Source organism: Janthinobacterium foliorum, assembly GCF_978021625.1.
Map to the genome: position 1 here is coordinate 101466 of NZ_CDXDQE010000001.1, position 15011 is coordinate 116476.

General features: G+C 63.3%; 19 protein-coding genes. 4 read left to right on the forward strand and 15 right to left on the reverse strand.

What is annotated here, in order from left to right; genetic code table 11:
* The 3 genes from ACZ92H_RS00445 to ACZ92H_RS00455 all read left to right on the forward strand — a co-directional run bounded on the left by ACZ92H_RS00445 (position 1) and on the right by ACZ92H_RS00455 (position 1840).
* Complete coding sequence (locus tag ACZ92H_RS00445) at positions 1-774, forward strand: DUF3106 domain-containing protein (RefSeq protein WP_465048384.1); 774 nt, start codon at positions 1-3, stop codon at positions 772-774.
* Positions 764-1300 carry an RDD family protein gene (locus tag ACZ92H_RS00450; RefSeq protein ID WP_465048382.1) on the forward strand — a complete coding sequence of 179 codons (537 nt, stop codon included), beginning with the start codon at positions 764-766 and terminating at the stop codon, positions 1298-1300. Before ACZ92H_RS00445 ends, ACZ92H_RS00450 begins: the two co-directional genes overlap by 11 nt.
* A gap of 63 nt (positions 1301-1363) precedes the next feature.
* Entirely contained in the window at positions 1364-1840 is a 477-nt protein-coding gene (locus ACZ92H_RS00455; protein ID WP_131372699.1) for a group III truncated hemoglobin, read from the forward strand.
* A 98-nt stretch (positions 1841-1938) separates the two neighbouring features.
* Here ACZ92H_RS00455 and ACZ92H_RS00460 read toward each other — a convergent pair whose 3' ends face one another.
* From ACZ92H_RS00460 to ACZ92H_RS00530, 15 genes are all read right to left on the reverse strand, one after another.
* Positions 1939-2697: an rRNA pseudouridine synthase gene (locus ACZ92H_RS00460; RefSeq protein ID WP_465048381.1), complete on the reverse strand. Its 759-nt coding sequence runs from the start codon at positions 2695-2697 to the stop codon at positions 1939-1941.
* A gap of 236 nt (positions 2698-2933) precedes the next feature.
* Positions 2934-3851 carry a class I SAM-dependent methyltransferase gene (locus ACZ92H_RS00465; protein WP_465048380.1) on the reverse strand — a complete coding sequence of 306 codons (918 nt, stop codon included), beginning with the start codon at positions 3849-3851 and terminating at the stop codon, positions 2934-2936.
* On the reverse strand, positions 3838-4032 hold the full coding sequence (iscX, locus tag ACZ92H_RS00470) for a Fe-S cluster assembly protein IscX (RefSeq protein WP_070288776.1): 195 nt from the start codon (positions 4030-4032) through the stop codon (positions 3838-3840). Before iscX ends, ACZ92H_RS00465 begins: the two co-directional genes overlap by 14 nt.
* 1 nt (position 4033) lies before the next feature.
* Positions 4034-4375 (reverse strand): ISC system 2Fe-2S type ferredoxin, encoded by a 342-nt coding sequence (gene fdx, locus ACZ92H_RS00475; protein ID WP_034750070.1) that lies wholly within the window; start codon positions 4373-4375, stop codon positions 4034-4036.
* Between the two features lie 195 nt (positions 4376-4570).
* A complete protein-coding gene (gene hscA, locus ACZ92H_RS00480; protein ID WP_131372691.1) occupies positions 4571-6451 on the reverse strand; it encodes a Fe-S protein assembly chaperone HscA in 1881 nt (626 codons plus the stop codon).
* A 108-nt stretch (positions 6452-6559) separates the two neighbouring features.
* Positions 6560-7075 carry a Fe-S protein assembly co-chaperone HscB gene (hscB, locus tag ACZ92H_RS00485; RefSeq protein ID WP_131372689.1) on the reverse strand — a complete coding sequence of 172 codons (516 nt, stop codon included), beginning with the start codon at positions 7073-7075 and terminating at the stop codon, positions 6560-6562.
* Between the two features lie 66 nt (positions 7076-7141).
* Positions 7142-7462: an iron-sulfur cluster assembly protein IscA gene (gene iscA / locus ACZ92H_RS00490; protein WP_034750079.1), complete on the reverse strand. Its 321-nt coding sequence runs from the start codon at positions 7460-7462 to the stop codon at positions 7142-7144.
* Between the two features lie 51 nt (positions 7463-7513).
* A complete protein-coding gene (iscU, locus tag ACZ92H_RS00495; RefSeq protein ID WP_034779562.1) occupies positions 7514-7903 on the reverse strand; it encodes a Fe-S cluster assembly scaffold IscU in 390 nt (129 codons plus the stop codon).
* Positions 7904-8077: 174 nt separating this feature from the next.
* Positions 8078-9334, reverse strand: a complete 1257-nt coding sequence (locus ACZ92H_RS00500) for an IscS subfamily cysteine desulfurase (protein WP_465048379.1) — start codon at positions 9332-9334, stop codon at positions 8078-8080.
* A 40-nt stretch (positions 9335-9374) separates the two neighbouring features.
* On the reverse strand, positions 9375-9851 hold the full coding sequence (gene iscR, locus ACZ92H_RS00505) for a Fe-S cluster assembly transcriptional regulator IscR (protein ID WP_065310626.1): 477 nt from the start codon (positions 9849-9851) through the stop codon (positions 9375-9377).
* Between the two features lie 237 nt (positions 9852-10088).
* Positions 10089-10640 (reverse strand): riboflavin biosynthesis intermediates N-glycosidase, encoded by a 552-nt coding sequence (locus ACZ92H_RS00510; RefSeq protein WP_465048378.1) that lies wholly within the window; start codon positions 10638-10640, stop codon positions 10089-10091.
* A 38-nt stretch (positions 10641-10678) separates the two neighbouring features.
* The gene (locus ACZ92H_RS00515; protein WP_465048377.1) at positions 10679-11458 is read right to left on the reverse strand and encodes a uracil-DNA glycosylase family protein; all 780 of its coding nucleotides are present in this window, start codon (positions 11456-11458) and stop codon (positions 10679-10681) included.
* 145 nt (positions 11459-11603) lie between these two features.
* The gene (gene maiA / locus ACZ92H_RS00520; protein WP_465048376.1) at positions 11604-12260 is read right to left on the reverse strand and encodes a maleylacetoacetate isomerase; all 657 of its coding nucleotides are present in this window, start codon (positions 12258-12260) and stop codon (positions 11604-11606) included.
* An 11-nt stretch (positions 12261-12271) separates the two neighbouring features.
* Complete coding sequence (locus ACZ92H_RS00525) at positions 12272-13300, reverse strand: fumarylacetoacetate hydrolase family protein (RefSeq protein WP_131372679.1); 1029 nt, start codon at positions 13298-13300, stop codon at positions 12272-12274.
* A gap of 61 nt (positions 13301-13361) precedes the next feature.
* A complete protein-coding gene (locus ACZ92H_RS00530) occupies positions 13362-13895 on the reverse strand; it encodes a VOC family protein (protein ID WP_465048374.1) in 534 nt (177 codons plus the stop codon).
* Positions 13896-14012: 117 nt separating this feature from the next.
* Here ACZ92H_RS00530 and ACZ92H_RS00535 point away from each other — a divergent pair, with 117 nt between their 5' ends.
* The gene (locus tag ACZ92H_RS00535; protein ID WP_131372675.1) at positions 14013-14969 is read left to right on the forward strand and encodes a LysR family transcriptional regulator; all 957 of its coding nucleotides are present in this window, start codon (positions 14013-14015) and stop codon (positions 14967-14969) included.
* Positions 14970-15011: the final 42 nt, after the last annotated feature.

Below are 15011 nucleotides of genomic sequence, written 5' to 3' on the forward strand. Positions count from 1 at the left end.
ATGGCACGTATCAGCAAACGCACTGGCTGGCTCGCCGCCGGCATCGGCCTGGGCGCCTGCGCCCTGGCTGGCGCCGCCTGGATGGGCCAGCACCAGGCGCCGCCCGCCGCCGCGCCCATGGCCGCCGCAACGCCGGCCGCCGCCGTCGCGCCCTCCCCGCCCGCCAAGCCCGGCTCGCCCCGCACGGCGGGCAAGGGGGGCACGCCACCGAAGGCCAGCGACAATCCGTCCTGGAACAAACTGTCGCGCGCGCAGCAGGCTGCCCTGCAGCCGCTGGCGGGCGAATGGAACAAGCTCGAGCCCCTGCGCAAGCAGAAATGGCTCGATATCGCCAACCGCTTTGCCTCCATGACGCCGGACGAGCAGACACGCGTGCATGAACGCATGCGCGAATGGATCAAGCTGACGCCGGAACAGCGCCGCCTGGTGCGCGAAAACTATACGCGCACGAAGAAGATTGATCCGGGTCAGAAAACCGCGCAATGGGAGCAATACCAGCAATTGCCGGAAGATCAGAAGAAAAAACTGGCAACGGAACTGGTGCCAAAAAAACCGCTGGAGAAAGTGCCGGCGATCAATTCGAACACCAGCAAGCCCGCCGCGATCCTGCCGCCAGCCGCGCCCGTCGCCGCTGCGCCTGCCGTGGCGGCCCCTGCGGCGCCAGCCCCTGCCCCGGCAGCGATGCCGTCCGCTGCCGATGCCGCCATTCCTGCCGTCACCGTGCCCGTCACGCCACCCGCCACGCCCGCCCCACTGCCGACCAATGCCAAATAGCACGCCCGCCGCCAGCACCACCTCCCTGCCCACGATCAAGCGCCGCCTGATTTCCATGGTGTACGAGTCGCTGCTGGCCCTGGCCGTGCTGTTCCTGCCTTTCCTGGTATTTGAATTGATCGTGCAAGGCGCGCATACGCCGATGACGGAACACCTGCGCCAATGCCTGGCCTTCCTCGTCATGGGCGCGTATTTCATCCACCAATGGAGCCGCGAAGGGCAAACCCTGGCCATGAAGACGTGGCGCCTGAAAGTGGTGCTGCCAGGCCATGCCCACGTGCCCTTGCGCGTGGCCGCCTGCCGCTATGTCCTGGCCTGGATGTGGCTGCTGCCGGCGCTGCTGGTGGCATATGCATTTGACTTGCAGCACTGGGCGGCGCTGGGCGCCATCGGCATCGGCATCCTGGCGTGGTCGGGCACGGCCCTGTTCACGGGCAACTGCCAGTTCCTGCACGACAAGCTGCTGGGCACGCAGATCGTGCAATTGCCGGCGCCGGCGAAGAAGCCGAAGAAAGTCGCCGCCTGAGTTTTCCGGCGGCTTGACCTGCGTCATTGAAGCGCCGAAGGGGCTCTGCGATCATGGCACGCCATGAACAATACCGCTCCCCCACCCCACATCCATATCATCAAGTCCCGCACGGACGTCTGCAGCGAAGACGAGGTCAGACACCTCGTGCACACCTTCTATGCTGCCGCGCGCGAGGACGCCATGCTGGGTCCCGTCTTTGCCGCCGAGGTCAAGAACTGGGATGAACACCTGGCAACCCTGGTCGATTTCTGGTCCGGCTTGCTGCGCGGCACCATGCGCTATCACGGCAAGCCGCTGGCGCAGCACGCGCAGATGGAAAATTTGACGCCCTGCATGTTTCGCCGCTGGCTGACCCTGTTCTTCGCCACCACGGAAAGCATGGGCAATGCGGCCCTGCAAGAGAAGGCCGACACCATCGCCCTGAACATCGCCGAACGGCTATGGAAAAGCTTTGCGGAAAGCCATGCGAACAAATGCAGCCCACAGCAAACGGACAGTCTCACGACGCCTGAGAAAACCGTAGCGGGCGGAAGCTAGTTGCGGCCAAGAAACGCGACGGTACTCAGCAAGGGGGCGCCAAGGCCGCGGGCATCGCCGGCCGAAAAAGCGCGCGCAGCAGGTTTGTCCAGGCGTTCCTAGAACCGCTCGTAGCCTTGCAGATAGCGCCACTGCCCTGGCGGCATGGCGCCCATGGAAATGCGGCCGATGCGCAGGCGCTTCATGCTCACCACGTCCAGGCCCACCATCTTGCACATGTGGGCGATCTGGCCGGGCTGCACGTTTTTCAGGGCAAAGCGCAAGCGCGTTTCATTCTGCCAGCTGACCTTGATCGGCGGCAAAGGCTTGCCATTGAACGGCAAGCCGTGATTGAGCAGCGCCAGGCCGTTTTCCATGATGTCGCCCGCCACTTCGACGATGAATTCCTGCTCCACCGTCTTGGCTTCATCGACCAGCTTGCGGGCCACGCGGAAGTCCTGCGTGAATACCAGCAGGCCGGATGCCATGGTTTCCAGCGGATTGGTGATGGTCAGGCCGATCAGGTGGCGCTTCAGGAAGCGCGTGACGGAGCTGGGCGCCACGTTCTCCGGCGTGAAGATCTCTTCGGGACGCAGGCAGCTCAGGGCCGGCTTGCCTTCCGCGCCCACGCCGCCGTTGATGCCGGCCGGCTTGTGCAGCAAAATCGTCACGGGCGGCATTTCGTCCAGGGTGGCGTTCGGCAGCAGCACCACTTCCTGCTTGTCCGCCACGCGCGCACCGGCCTCTTCCACCAGCACGCCATCGACCGTCACCCAGCCGCCCTCGATATACAGCTCGGCCTCGCGGCGCGAGCAGGGCACGTCTTCAGACAGGCGCTTGGCCAGGCGGACGGTGGGCATTTCGTGTGGTGTGGTCATGGGGGATGCGCAAAAAGCAAGAGGAGGAGAAAGCCGGTATTGTAACCGACCCGCTCCTCCCCTCTTGTTGCCGTTGTGGCTGATTGCCCGGTGATTGTCGGATTACGCTGCGCTAATCCGACCTGCGTAGCTCTTGGTCATTGCACTGGTGTTGTCGGATTACGCGCAGAGCGCTAATCCGACCTACGCGGTGCATCCGGTAGGTTGGCTTAGCGGCTTGCCGCGTAAGCCAACAATCAGGCTTGCGCCTTCGCCAGTTCCTCGGCGAAGAAGCGGTGGCCCATCTCTTCCAGGCCCAGGGTTTGCAGCACTTCCTGCAGGCGTTCCGTCGGACGCTGGCGCGGCAGGTTCTTGTAGCTGGCGATGATCAGTTCATTCTTCATCGAATGCTCCCAGCCCACCAGTTCCGTCACGCTGACCTGGTAGCCGTGCGCTTCCAGCTGCAAACAGCGCAACACGTTGGTGATCTGGCTGCCGAACTCGCGCGTGTGCAGCGGGTGGCGCCACAGTTCCGTCAGCACGTTCTTGCCCAGGCTCTTGCCCTTGTTCTTCTTCAGCACGGAAGCGACTTCAGCCTGGCAGCACGGTACCAGCACCATGAATTTCGCCTTTTTCTGCAGGGCGAAGTGGATGGCGTCATCGGTGGCCGTGTTGCACGCGTGCAGGGCCGTGACGATGTCGATCTGCTTGGGCAGCAAGCTGGACTCCGTCGATTCGGCCACCGACAGCGGCAGGAAGGACATGCCGGGGAAATTGAATTTCTGCGCCAGCTCCTGGGAGCGCTGCACCAGCTCCTCGCGCGTCTCGATGCCGTAGATGTGCGAACCGTCGTTGCCGTTCTTGAAGAACAGGTCGTACAGGATGAAACCCAGGTAGGACTTGCCGGCGCCGTGATCGACCAGCGACACGTCGGGGTGGTCCAGCTGCACTTCGCGCAGCAGCGGTTCGATGAACTGCGTCAGGTGATACACCTGCTTGAGCTTGCGGCGGCTGTCCTGGTTCATCTTGCCGTCGCGCGTCAGGATGTGCAATTCCTGCAGCAAGGCGACCGACTGGCCATCCTTGATCTCGGGCATGTTGCTGGCGGCCGTGATGACGTCTTTCGGCGCGGCGACTGCGGTGGCGGCGGCTGCCGCGCCCTTAGCGCGCTTCATCGATCCACGCCATCTGTATCGCTTCGAGCACTTTTTCGCCGCCGCGCGTGTGGTCATCGTCGAAGCCGTCCAGCTCCACCACCCAGTTGTGCAGGTCGGTGAAACGCACGGTCAGGGGATCGATGTCCGGATGCGCGTCGAACAAAGCCTCGGCGATCGCGTGTATATCGGACCATTTCATGTTAGTGGCTGCCTTCGCTGACCTGGTTGATCGTGTATTTCGGGATTTCGACGACGAGGTCGGCCTCGGCCACGATGGACTGGCACGACAGGCGCGACACGGCTTCCAGGCCCCAGGCCTTGTCCAGCATGTCTTCTTCCAGTTCCGTCGCTTCGTTCAGCGATTCGATGCCTTCGCGCACCAGCACGTGGCAGGTGGTGCAGGCACACGATTTTTCGCAGGCGTGCTCGATGTCGATGTCGTTTTCCAGCAGGATGTCGCAGATGGACTTGCCGGCCGGTGCTTCGATGACGGCGCCGTCCGGGCAAAGCTTGGCGTGCGGCAGAATGACGATTTGTGGCATATTACCTCTACAATTTCAATGATTTGGGGCGCTGCCGCAGCAATGGCACACGGCGCGCATGTCAACACTATTACAACACCTGACAAAACCGTAGCGAGCGGCAGTGATTTGTGGCCGAGAAGCGCAACCGTACTCTGGTACGGTGAGCATCGCCGGCCGCAAAGCGCGACGCGCAGCAGGTTTGGTCAGGTGTCCTCACACGACCTGATCCAGGGACTTGCCCGTCAAGGCCGTGCGCACGCTGCGGTCCATGCGGCGCGAGGCGAAATCCTCGGTGCCGTCGGCGAGCGCCTCGATCGCCAGCTTCAGGGCCTGGTGGTCGATGGCGCCGCTCTGCGACTGCGCGATGGCGTCGCGCACCTTCTGCATCAAGCCGTCGACCGCCACGCGTTCGTCCGCGTCGAGCAAGGCGCCGTCTTCGTCCAGCGCCGACTGCGTGGCCAGCAGGATGCGCTCCGCTTCCACCTGCTCTTCGCGCAGGGCGCGCGCCACCATGTCGACGTCGGCCGAGGTGTAGGAATCCTGCAGCATGCGGGCGATGTCGTCGTCCGCCAGGCCGTACGCCGGCTTGACGCTGATCGACGCTTCCACGCCCGAGCGCAGCTCGCGCGCCGAGACGGACAGCAAGCCGTCCGCATCCACCTGATACGTGATGCGGATGCGCGCGGCGCCCGCCACCATCGGCGGAATGCCGCGCAACTCGAAGCGCGCCAGGGAACGGCAATCGCTCACCAGTTCGCGCTCGCCCTGCAGCACGTGCACGGCCAGCGCCGTCTGGCCATCCTTGAAGGTCGTGAATTCCTGCGCGCGCGCGCAGGGAATGGTCGAATTGCGGGGAATGATCTTTTCCACCAAGCCGCCCATGGTCTCGATGCCCAGGGAGAGGGGGATCACGTCCAGCAGCAGCCAGTCGTCGCCGGCGGCGCGGTTGCCCGCCAGCAAGTTCGCCTGGATGGCCGCGCCCAGCGCCACCACTTTGTCGGGGTCGATGTTCGCGTGCGGCGTCGTGTGGAAGAACTCGCTGACGGCGCGCTGCACGTGCGGCATGCGCGTGGCGCCGCCCACCATCACCACGCCGTCGACGTCGTCCGCATCCACGTTCGCGTCGCGCAGGGCTTTCTTGATGGCGTTCATGGTCTTGGCGACCAGGTGCGCCGTCATCTTGACGAATTCCTCGGCCGTGATGCGCAGGTGGATCTCTTCGCCCGAGTTCAGCACGGCGTCGATCGTCGTTTCGGACTTGGTCGACAGCAGCTCCTTGATCTCGCGCGCCTTCACCAGCAGGATCGCCGTGTCTTCGTCGGACAGGGGCGCCAGCTTGGCGTGTTCGCTGATCCAGCAGAACAGGCGGCGGTCGAAATCGTCACCGCCCAGGGCCGAGTCGCCGCCCGTGGACAGCACCTCGAAGACGCCCTTGCTCAGTTTCAGGATGGAGATGTCAAAGGTGCCGCCACCGAGGTCGTACACGGCGTACACGCCTTCGGACGCGTTATCGAGGCCGTAGGCGATGGCGGCGGCCGTCGGCTCGCTCAAGAGGCGCAGCACGTTGATGCCGGCCAGCTGCGCCGCATCTTTCGTCGCCTGGCGCTGGGCGTCGTCGAAGTAGGCAGGCACGGTGATCACGGCGCCGACCAGGTCGTCGCCCAGGGAGTCTTCCGCGCGCTGGCGCAGGGTGGCGAGAATTTGCGCCGACACTTCGACGGGGCTTTTCACGCCGGCCACGGTTTTGAGCTGCACCATGCCAGGCGTGTCCTGGAAATCGTAGGGCAGGTTTTCCGCGTAGGCGATATCGGCCAGGCCGCGGCCCATGAAGCGTTTCACGGAAACGATGGTGTTTTTCGGGTCGGTGGTTTGCGCGGCCAGGGCCTTGTAGCCGATGTTGGCGTGGCCGTTCGGCAGGTAGCGCACGACGGAAGGCAGCAGGGAGCGCCCGTCTTCGTCGTTGAGCACCTCTGGGATGCTGTTGCGGACCGTCGCGACCAGGGAATTGGTGGTGCCAAGATCGATGCCGACGGCCAGGCGGTGCTGGTGCGGCGCAGTCGACATGCCTGGTTCGGAAATTTGCAGAAGTGCCATTGTATTCGTGCCTCGATTAATTTTTTGCGTGATGCAGCTGATGCCTGGTGCGCATTATAAAACGCGGGCCAGACTGGCGCTTGGCACGCCGGTCAAGCGATCAGGGCGTCAAGCCTCGATCGATTCATAGGCAAAACGGACTTCCTCGCCGAATTTGTCGAGGAACATCAGGGCGCGCACGCTTTGCGCGGCATTGACATAGTCGGCGGCGTCGAGCTGCGCGCCCACCTGGGCCAGCAAGGCCTTGCGTTCGGCGCGCAGCTGACGGTCCAGGGCGTCGAGCGCGTCGGCATCCTTGTCCGCGCGGGCGTCGCCCAGCTCGTCGCGCCATTCCATCTGCTGCATCAGGAAGCTGACCGGCATGGCCGTGTTCGATTCCGTCTGCAGGTCGACGCCATTGAGTTCGCACAGGTATTGCGCGCGCTTTTGCGGGCTTTTCAGGGTCTGGTAGGCTTCATTGGCGCGCGTGGCCCATTGCATGGCGACGCGCTTTTCAGCGCTGCTGGCATTGATGAAACGGTCAGGATGGACCTTGCCCTGCACGTCGCGGTAGGCCGCGTCGAGCGCGCTCATGTCGAGCGCGAACTGCGCCGGCAACTGGAATAATTCGAAGTGGTTTTGCATAATTGTCGGTGGTCGCCGTACCGCAATCGATGGGTACAGCGCACCGACCGGGGTCTTGCCAGCTATTTAGATCCTGAAGGATTCGCCGCAGCCGCAGGCGTCCTTTTCGTTCGGATTGTGGAACTTGAAGCCTTCATTCAAGCCTTCGCGCGCGAAATCGAGTTCCGTGCCATCGATGTACGGCAGGCTTTTCGGATCGACGAAGACCTTCACGCCGTGCGATTCGAAGACGCTGTCCTCGGCTGCCGCTTCATCGACATATTCCAGCTTGTAAGCCAGGCCCGAGCAGCCCGTGGTACGCACGCCAAAGCGCAGTCCCATGCCCTTGCCGCGCCGTTCGATATAACGGTTGATGTGCTTTGCCGCTTTTTCGGTCAGTGTGATCATGTATTTCTCCGTAACTGCCCCGGCCTTGCGGCTGGGGCGGGCTACCAACGTTTAAGCTGCCGCTGGGTGACGGGTCTGGTAATCCAGCACTGCCGCCTTGATGGCGTCTTCCGCCAGGATCGAGCAGTGGATCTTCACCGGCGGCAGGGCCAGTTCTTCGGCGATCTGCGTATTCTTGATGGCCAGTGCCTGGTCCAGGGTCTTGCCCTTGACCCATTCGGTCACCAGCGAGCTCGACGCGATGGCCGAGCCGCAGCCGTAGGTCTTGAATTTCGCATCTTCGATCAGGCCGTCGGCGCCGACCTTGATCTGCAGTTTCATCACGTCGCCGCAGGCAGGCGCGCCGACCATGCCGGTGCCGATGGTTTCATCACCCTTGTCGAAAGCGCCCACGTTGCGCGGGTTTTCGTAGTGATCGAGTACTTTGTCCGAGTAAGCCATTTTGATGCTCCTTAAATATTCTTGCCGGCCCCGTCATGGGGCCTGATTAGCGTAAAGTGCCTGGAAAACCGTCGCGAGCGGCAGTGATTTGTGGCCGAGAAGCGGAACTGTGCTGTAGCACAGTGAGCATCGCAGGCCGCAAATCGCGACGCGCAGCAGGTTTAACAGGTACTTTTAGTGGGCTGCCCATTGAATGGAATTGATATCGATGCCATCTTTAAACATGTCCCACAGCGGCGACAGGTCGCGCAGCTTGTGCACTTTCGATTTCAGCAGGTTGACGGCGAAGTCGATGTCTTCCTCGGTCGAGAAGCGGCCGATGGTGAAGCGGATCGAGCTGTGCGCCAGTTCGTCGCTGCGGCCCAGGGCGCGCAGCACGTACGATGGTTCCAGGCTGGCCGAAGTGCAGGCCGAACCGGACGACACGGCGATATCCTTGATCGCCATGATCAGCGACTCGCCTTCGACGTAGTTGAAGCTGACATTCAGATTATGCGGCACGCGGTGGTCCATGTCGCCGTTGATGTAGACTTCCTCGATCTCTTGCAAGCCCTTGGCCAGGCGGTCGCGCAAGGCCTTGATGCGGCCGATTTCGCTGTCCATTTCTTCCTTGGCGATGCGGAACGCTTCGCCCATGCCGACGATCTGGTGCGTCGGCAGGGTGCCCGAGCGCAGGCCGCGCTCATGGCCGCCACCGTGCATCTGCGCTTCCAGGCGCACGCGCGGCTTGCGGCAGACGTACAGGGCGCCCACGCCTTTCGGGCCGTAGGTTTTATGTGCCGTGAAGGTCATCAGGTCGACCTTGGTCTTTTGCAGGTCGATGACGACCTTGCCCGTCGCTTGCGCGGCGTCGCAATGGAAGATGATGCCTTTCGAGCGGCAGAACACGCCGATCTCGTCGATCGGCTGGATCACGCCGATTTCGTTATTCACCAGCATGACCGACACGAGAATGGTATCCGGGCGCACGGCCGCGGCCAGCTGCTCGACGGTGATCAGGCCGTTGTCCTGCGGTTCCAGATAGGTCGCTTCAAAGCCGATGCGTTCCAGCTCGCGCACCGTGTCGAGCACCGACTTGTGCTCGGTCTTGACGGTGATGATGTGCTTGCCCTTGGTCTTGTAGAACTGTGCCGCGCCCTTGATGGCCAGGTTGTTGCTTTCCGTCGCGCCGGAGGTCCAGATGATTTCGCGCGGATCCGCGTTCACCAGGGCCGCCACGTGGCCACGCGCCTCTTCCACGGCTTTTTCCGCCGTCCAGCCATACATGTGGCTGCGCGATGCCGGATTGCCGAACTGCTCGCGCAGGTAAGGAATCATCTTGTCGGCGACGCGTGGATCGATCGGCGTGGTGGCCGAGTAATCCATGTAGATCGGGAAATGCGGTGCGGTTTCAAAGTGCACTTGGCCTACGTTTTTTTCTGGGGCGTTCATCAATAACTCCTGCAATCAGCAACTGGTATTTTTGTCATTATCAACCGAGGGCGGCGTGGTTACGGTGCATCACCATCACGCTTTGTTCGGCATTCTTTTGTCTCTGCTGGTCGACCAGGTCCTGCAAGGACACAGAATCCAGATAATCGACCATTTTTTCATTGAGTGTGGACCACAATTCATGCGTCATGCAGCGCGCGCCCGTGGCCGCGTCGGCGCCGTGGCAATGTTCCTTGCCGCCGCACTGCGTGGCGTCCAGCGGCTCGTCGACGGCGATGATGATGTCGGCCACCGTCACCTTGTCGGCGCGGCGCGCCAGGCTGTAGCCGCCGCCGGGGCCGCGGATCGATTCGACGATCTCATGCCGGCGCAGCTTGCCGAACAGCTGTTCCAGGTAGGACAGGGAAATCGACTGGCGCTGGCTGATGCCGGACAAGGTGACCGGTCCCTTGCCCTGGCGCAGGGCAAGATCGATCATCGCTGTCACGGCAAAACGGCCTTTTGTAGTCAGACGCATACATCCTCGGTCAACTGTTCAATAACTGGTTTAAAATATTGCGGCTTTTCAACTCCTCAAACCCCGAGTAGTTGAATGATTTAGTCAAGTATAACAAATTCGGCGGGGTTTGTCAGAGCGCCCCTCGATGACCACAGGGCTGACAGGGGCATGGCCGGCCGCGCCAGGCGCGGCGGCTTCAGGAAAACAACAGTCGGGAAATCGCGGGCGGGCCCAGCCCCGCTGTCAGGCCTATTTTCAGCCCCTCAGGGCAGCACGCACTTTCATCAATTCAAAACCCAGCAGGTTCAAGCCGTCCCAGCGCGACGGATCGCCGATGCGCGGATTGTCCGACGCCAGGCCCACGCCCCAGATGCGGTCGACGGGACTGGCTTCGACGATGATGCGTTCGCCCGTGCCCAGCAGGAACTTGCGCAGCGCCGCCTTTTGCGAGAACTTGGCAAAGTTGCCATCGAAGACGATGCCGGCGCGCGCCGCTTCCCACACCCTGGCATCGAAGTTCGCCACTTCGCGCCCCAGCTTCTTCACTTCCGACGGCCGCTCGGCCGCCACGATGCGCGCCTGCACGGAGGTATCGCCGAATAATGCCGCCTTCTGCGCCATCATGTAGTGCTCGGCCGTGGCGTACATCACGCCGGCCAGGCTGAACGGCGACGGAAACCACTGGCTGAAGCAGCTTTTGTCGGCCACCTGCGGCTGCGCCGGCGTGTGGCCCCAGAAATACAGATAGTCGGGCACGCCGCCCGCCGCTATCCATGCCTTCAATTCTTCCACGTTACTGATTTGCATATTCCCCGCACTTCCGCCAGACAGGCGCCAATTCAATCTCAAGCACGCAATAGTTGCATCGGGCCGAACAAGGCCTGCATGTCACGATTGCCGATAAAGGACAGATTATACGGATGTTCCGCCGTTACCTGCGGCAAGGATGCGGCCACCGGCAAGCGCTTGATCAGCTCGGCGATCTTGCCCCACAGCACCAATTGCGGCATGGCCGACCCGCCCGGCTGCGCCAGCGCTTCCAGCACCACCTGCAGGAAGGGCAGCCAGCCGCGCGCGTCCTGCACGGGCGGCACGTGGGCGCGGAACACGAGCGCCGCGTTCAGCAGCAAAAAACCCTGCTGCGTCATCTTGCGCTGCAGCTCGGGCAGGGTCTGGATGACGCCGCTGTCCGGCAGCTGCGCGGCTGCCGCCACGGGCGCCATGGCCGCGCCGGAGGTGTCGCCAGCCTGCAACTGGCCATCGGCCACCAGCAGCATCTTCATGAAGTTGCGCAAGGAGGTGGCGCGGTTGACGGGCTTCGACAGCCCGGTCGCCGACCACAGGCTGCCCACGGCGCCATCCATGAAGCACACGCCCGTGGCGCTGTCGGCGCGCGGATATGGCCCCTCGCCCACCAGCACATGGCGCACCTGCGCCAGCGGCAGGGCAAAGGCGGCGAACAGGCGGCCCTGCGTGGGCAGGTAGTCATCGGCGGCCAGCCCCGGCAGATAGGCGGGATCGGCCGCCATCACGGCCTGCAAGCCGCGCAGCAGAATGGGCCGCCAGGAAGCATGCGCCAGGGACAGGGCATCGGTGATGCTGGCAGGAATGGTGGTAGCGGTCATGGCGCGTCAGTAAAATATTTGGACAAACGCAAATTGTAGCGCACCGGCAAGCTGGCATTGACGAAAACACACCACCGCGTATCCGTTTCCCATAAAAAAGCCCCGGCCTGCATGCTGGCCGGGGCTGTTCACTGCCGGGCGCGGATCAAGCCGATTCGGCGTCAGGCTGCCGCGACGGATGGGCGGCGGCAAACGCGGGCAGGCTGGCGCAATGCGCATGGATGCGCGCCACGCGCGGATACGGCGCCAGGTCGATGGCGAAGCGCAGCGCATTGAACACCTGCGGCACCAGGCAGCAGTCGGCCATGGTGGGGCCATCGCCATGGCAGAACAGGGCCGTGCCTGACGGGTCGCCCTGCGCCAGCAGCGCTTCCACGGCCGCCAGTCCCTCGGCCATCCAGTGGCGGTACCACTCCTGCTTGACCTCTTCCGATACGCCCAGCGTCCCTTTCAGGTACTTCAGGACGCGCAGATTCGTCAGCGGATGCGCGTCGCATGCGATGGCCAGCGCCAGCGCGCGCACCTTGGCCCGCCCCAGCGCATCGGCCGGCAGCAGCGGCATGGCTGGCCGCGTCTCGTCCAGATATTCGAGCATGGCCAGCGACTGCGTCAGGATGGCGCCATCGTCATCGAGCGCCGGCACCAGCGCCGACGGATTGACGGCGCGATAGGCCGGCAGCAGCTGCTGGCCGCCATCCTGCAGCAGATGCACGGGAACGCTGTCGTAGGCGATGCCCTTCAGATTGAGGGCAATGCGCACGCGGTAGGCGGCCGAACTGCGGAAATACGTGTACAGCTTCATGGGCTGCCTCCTCAGGCGCGCGTGGCGCCAGCGTACGGGGCCACCGTCTGCTCGATGCTGCCGAAGATGCTGGCGCCGGCCGCGTCGCGCATCTCGATGCGCACCGTATCGCCGAACTTCAGGTAAGCCGTTTTCGGCGCGCCGTGTTCGATGGTTTCATACATGCGCACTTCGGCCAGGCAGCAGTAGCCCACGCCGCCGTTGCCGATGCTGGAACCGAACAGGTTGCCCTGCTTGTTCGACACGGTGCCGGAACCGATGATGCTGCCGGCGCCCAGTTCGCGCGTCTTTGCCGCATGGGCGACCAGCTGGGCGAAGTTGAAGGTCATGTCTTCGCCCGCGTTCGGCTTGCCGAACGGCTGGTCGTTCAGGTTGACCAGCAGCGGCAGGTGCAGCTTGCTGTCCGCCCAGTCGGCACCCAGTTCATCGGGCGTGACGGCGACGGGCGAAAACGCGCTGGCCGCTTTTGACTGGAAGAAGCCGAAGCCTTTCGCCAGTTCGCCAGGGATCAGGTTGCGCAGGGAGACGTCGTTGACGAGCATGACCAGGCGGATGGATGCCGCCGCGTCTTCCACGCTGGCGCCCATAGCGACGTCGCCCGTGATGACGGCCACTTCCGCCTCCAGGTCGATGCCCCACTCTTCCGACAGCGCGAAGATGGGGTCGCGCGGGCCGATGAAACTGTCCGAGCCGCCCTGGTACATCAGCGGGTCCGTGTAGAACGAGGCCGGCACTTCCGCGTTGCGCGCCTTGCGCACCAGTTCCACGTGGTTGATGTAGGCCGAACCGTCGGCCCACTGGTAGGCGCGCGGCAGCGGCGAGTGGCACAGCTTTGCATCAAACGGCTGCGCATCGGGCGCCTGGCCCCCGTTCAGGGCCGCGTAGGCCTGTTCCAGTTTTGGCGCGACGGCGTTCCAGTCGTCAAGCGCCGCCTGCAGGGTGGGGGCGATGGCGGCCACGCGCTGATACTGGCGCAGGTCGCGGCTGACGAGGATCAGGGCGCCGTCGCGGCTGCCGTTTTTCAGGGTTGCGAGTTTCATGGTATTCCTTGTTCGGTGTATTTTCAGGGAGAGTCGGTCTGCCGTACTGAATCTGCTGCGTTCAGGCCTCGGCCGGCGCGTGCATCCAGGCGGCGTGCTTGGGCGCGCGGCGCGTCTGCGACCATTCTTCCAGCATTTCCCATTTGACGGCGTCCAGCTTGGCCATCATCTCGGGCGTGCCCACGTTCGCCGCCAGTTCCAGGCGGTGGCCGTTCGGATCGAAGAAATAGATCGACTGGAAGATGGCATGGTTCACGGGACCCAGCACTTCCACGCCAGCGGCCACCAGGCGCTCCTTGGCGGCCAGCAGTTCTTCCATGCTGCCCACTTCCAGCGCCAGGTGCTGCACCCAGGCGGGGGTATTGCGGTCGCGGTCCATCGGCGGCTGCGTCGGCAGCTCGAAAAAGGCCAGCACATTGCCGTGGCCCGCGTCGAGAAAGACGTGCATGTACGGGTCCGGCGCCTTGGTCGACGGCACCAGGTCTTCGGCGATGGCGAGGACGAAATTCATGTTCAAATGCTTGACGTACCACTCGACGGTTTTCTTCGCGTCGATGCAGCGGTAGGCGACGTGGTGGATTTGCTTGATCTTCATGGTGCTTGTCTCCGATGGATGGCGCCCTGGGCGCGATGTTTTCAGCTTTTCACCATTAGAATCCAGTTGCAGCTATCATACAAACAATTTTTATCCATCGATTTATCGGATTATCTTATGAGTCCAAGTTTGCGACAAATGCGCGCCTTCGTGGCGCTGGCCAAGACCGGCAGTTTCACCCTGGCCGCCGAATACCTGCACGTGACGCAGTCCGCGCTGAGCGGCTTGATCAAGGAACTGGAAAGCGTGCTGGGCGTGCGCGTGGTCGAGCGCAGCACGCGCAAGACGCAGCTGTCGGAAATCGGCCGCGAACTGTATCCGCTGTTCGAGAAGATGATCGAGGACCTCGATGGCGCCATGGCCGGCATCGCCCAGCGCAAGGCCCTGAAGACGGGCATGGTGCGCATCGCCGCGCCGCAGATGATGGCCTGCACCCTGCTGCCGGAAGTAATCGCCGCCTACCGCCAGGCGCACCCGGACGTGCAGCTGCGCCTGGTCGATTGTCCCGTGGAAAACGTGTCGGCGCGCGTCTTCAGCGGCGAAGTCGATTTCGGCATCGGCCCCGAACGCGACCCGACGGCGGAAATCGCCGCGCAAGTGCTGTTCGAGATGCCCTTCGTGCTGGTCTTCCCCGAGCAGCACCCGCTGCAGCAGAAAGAGCGCGTCACCTGGGCCGACGTGGCCGGCTATCCGTTCATCTCGCTGCAGGGCCAGTTCACGGAGCGCCTGCTGCGCGACATGCACGGCAGCTTCCGCGACCTGTCGCTCAATCCCTACAATGAAGTGACATTCATGACGACGGCGCTGGCCATGGTCAGCGCCAACCTGGGCATCACGGCCTGCCTGCCGTACGCGGAACCGATGGTCAAGCTGTATCAACTGCAGATGCGCACCCTGCACGAGCCGGAGCTGACGCGGCGCTTTTTCGTCTACACGAAGACGGGACGCTCGCTGTCGCCGGCCGCCGAAAGCTTCATGGCCTTCCTGTTCCAGTTCGTCGAGACGCACGAGTGGAATGTGGGCGCCGCGCGTGACGCCCTGCCTGCGGGCGGAGCAGCTGGTAGCCCTTTATAATCCATCATCGCCCTCACACCGCTTACGCCATGACCCAGCCTG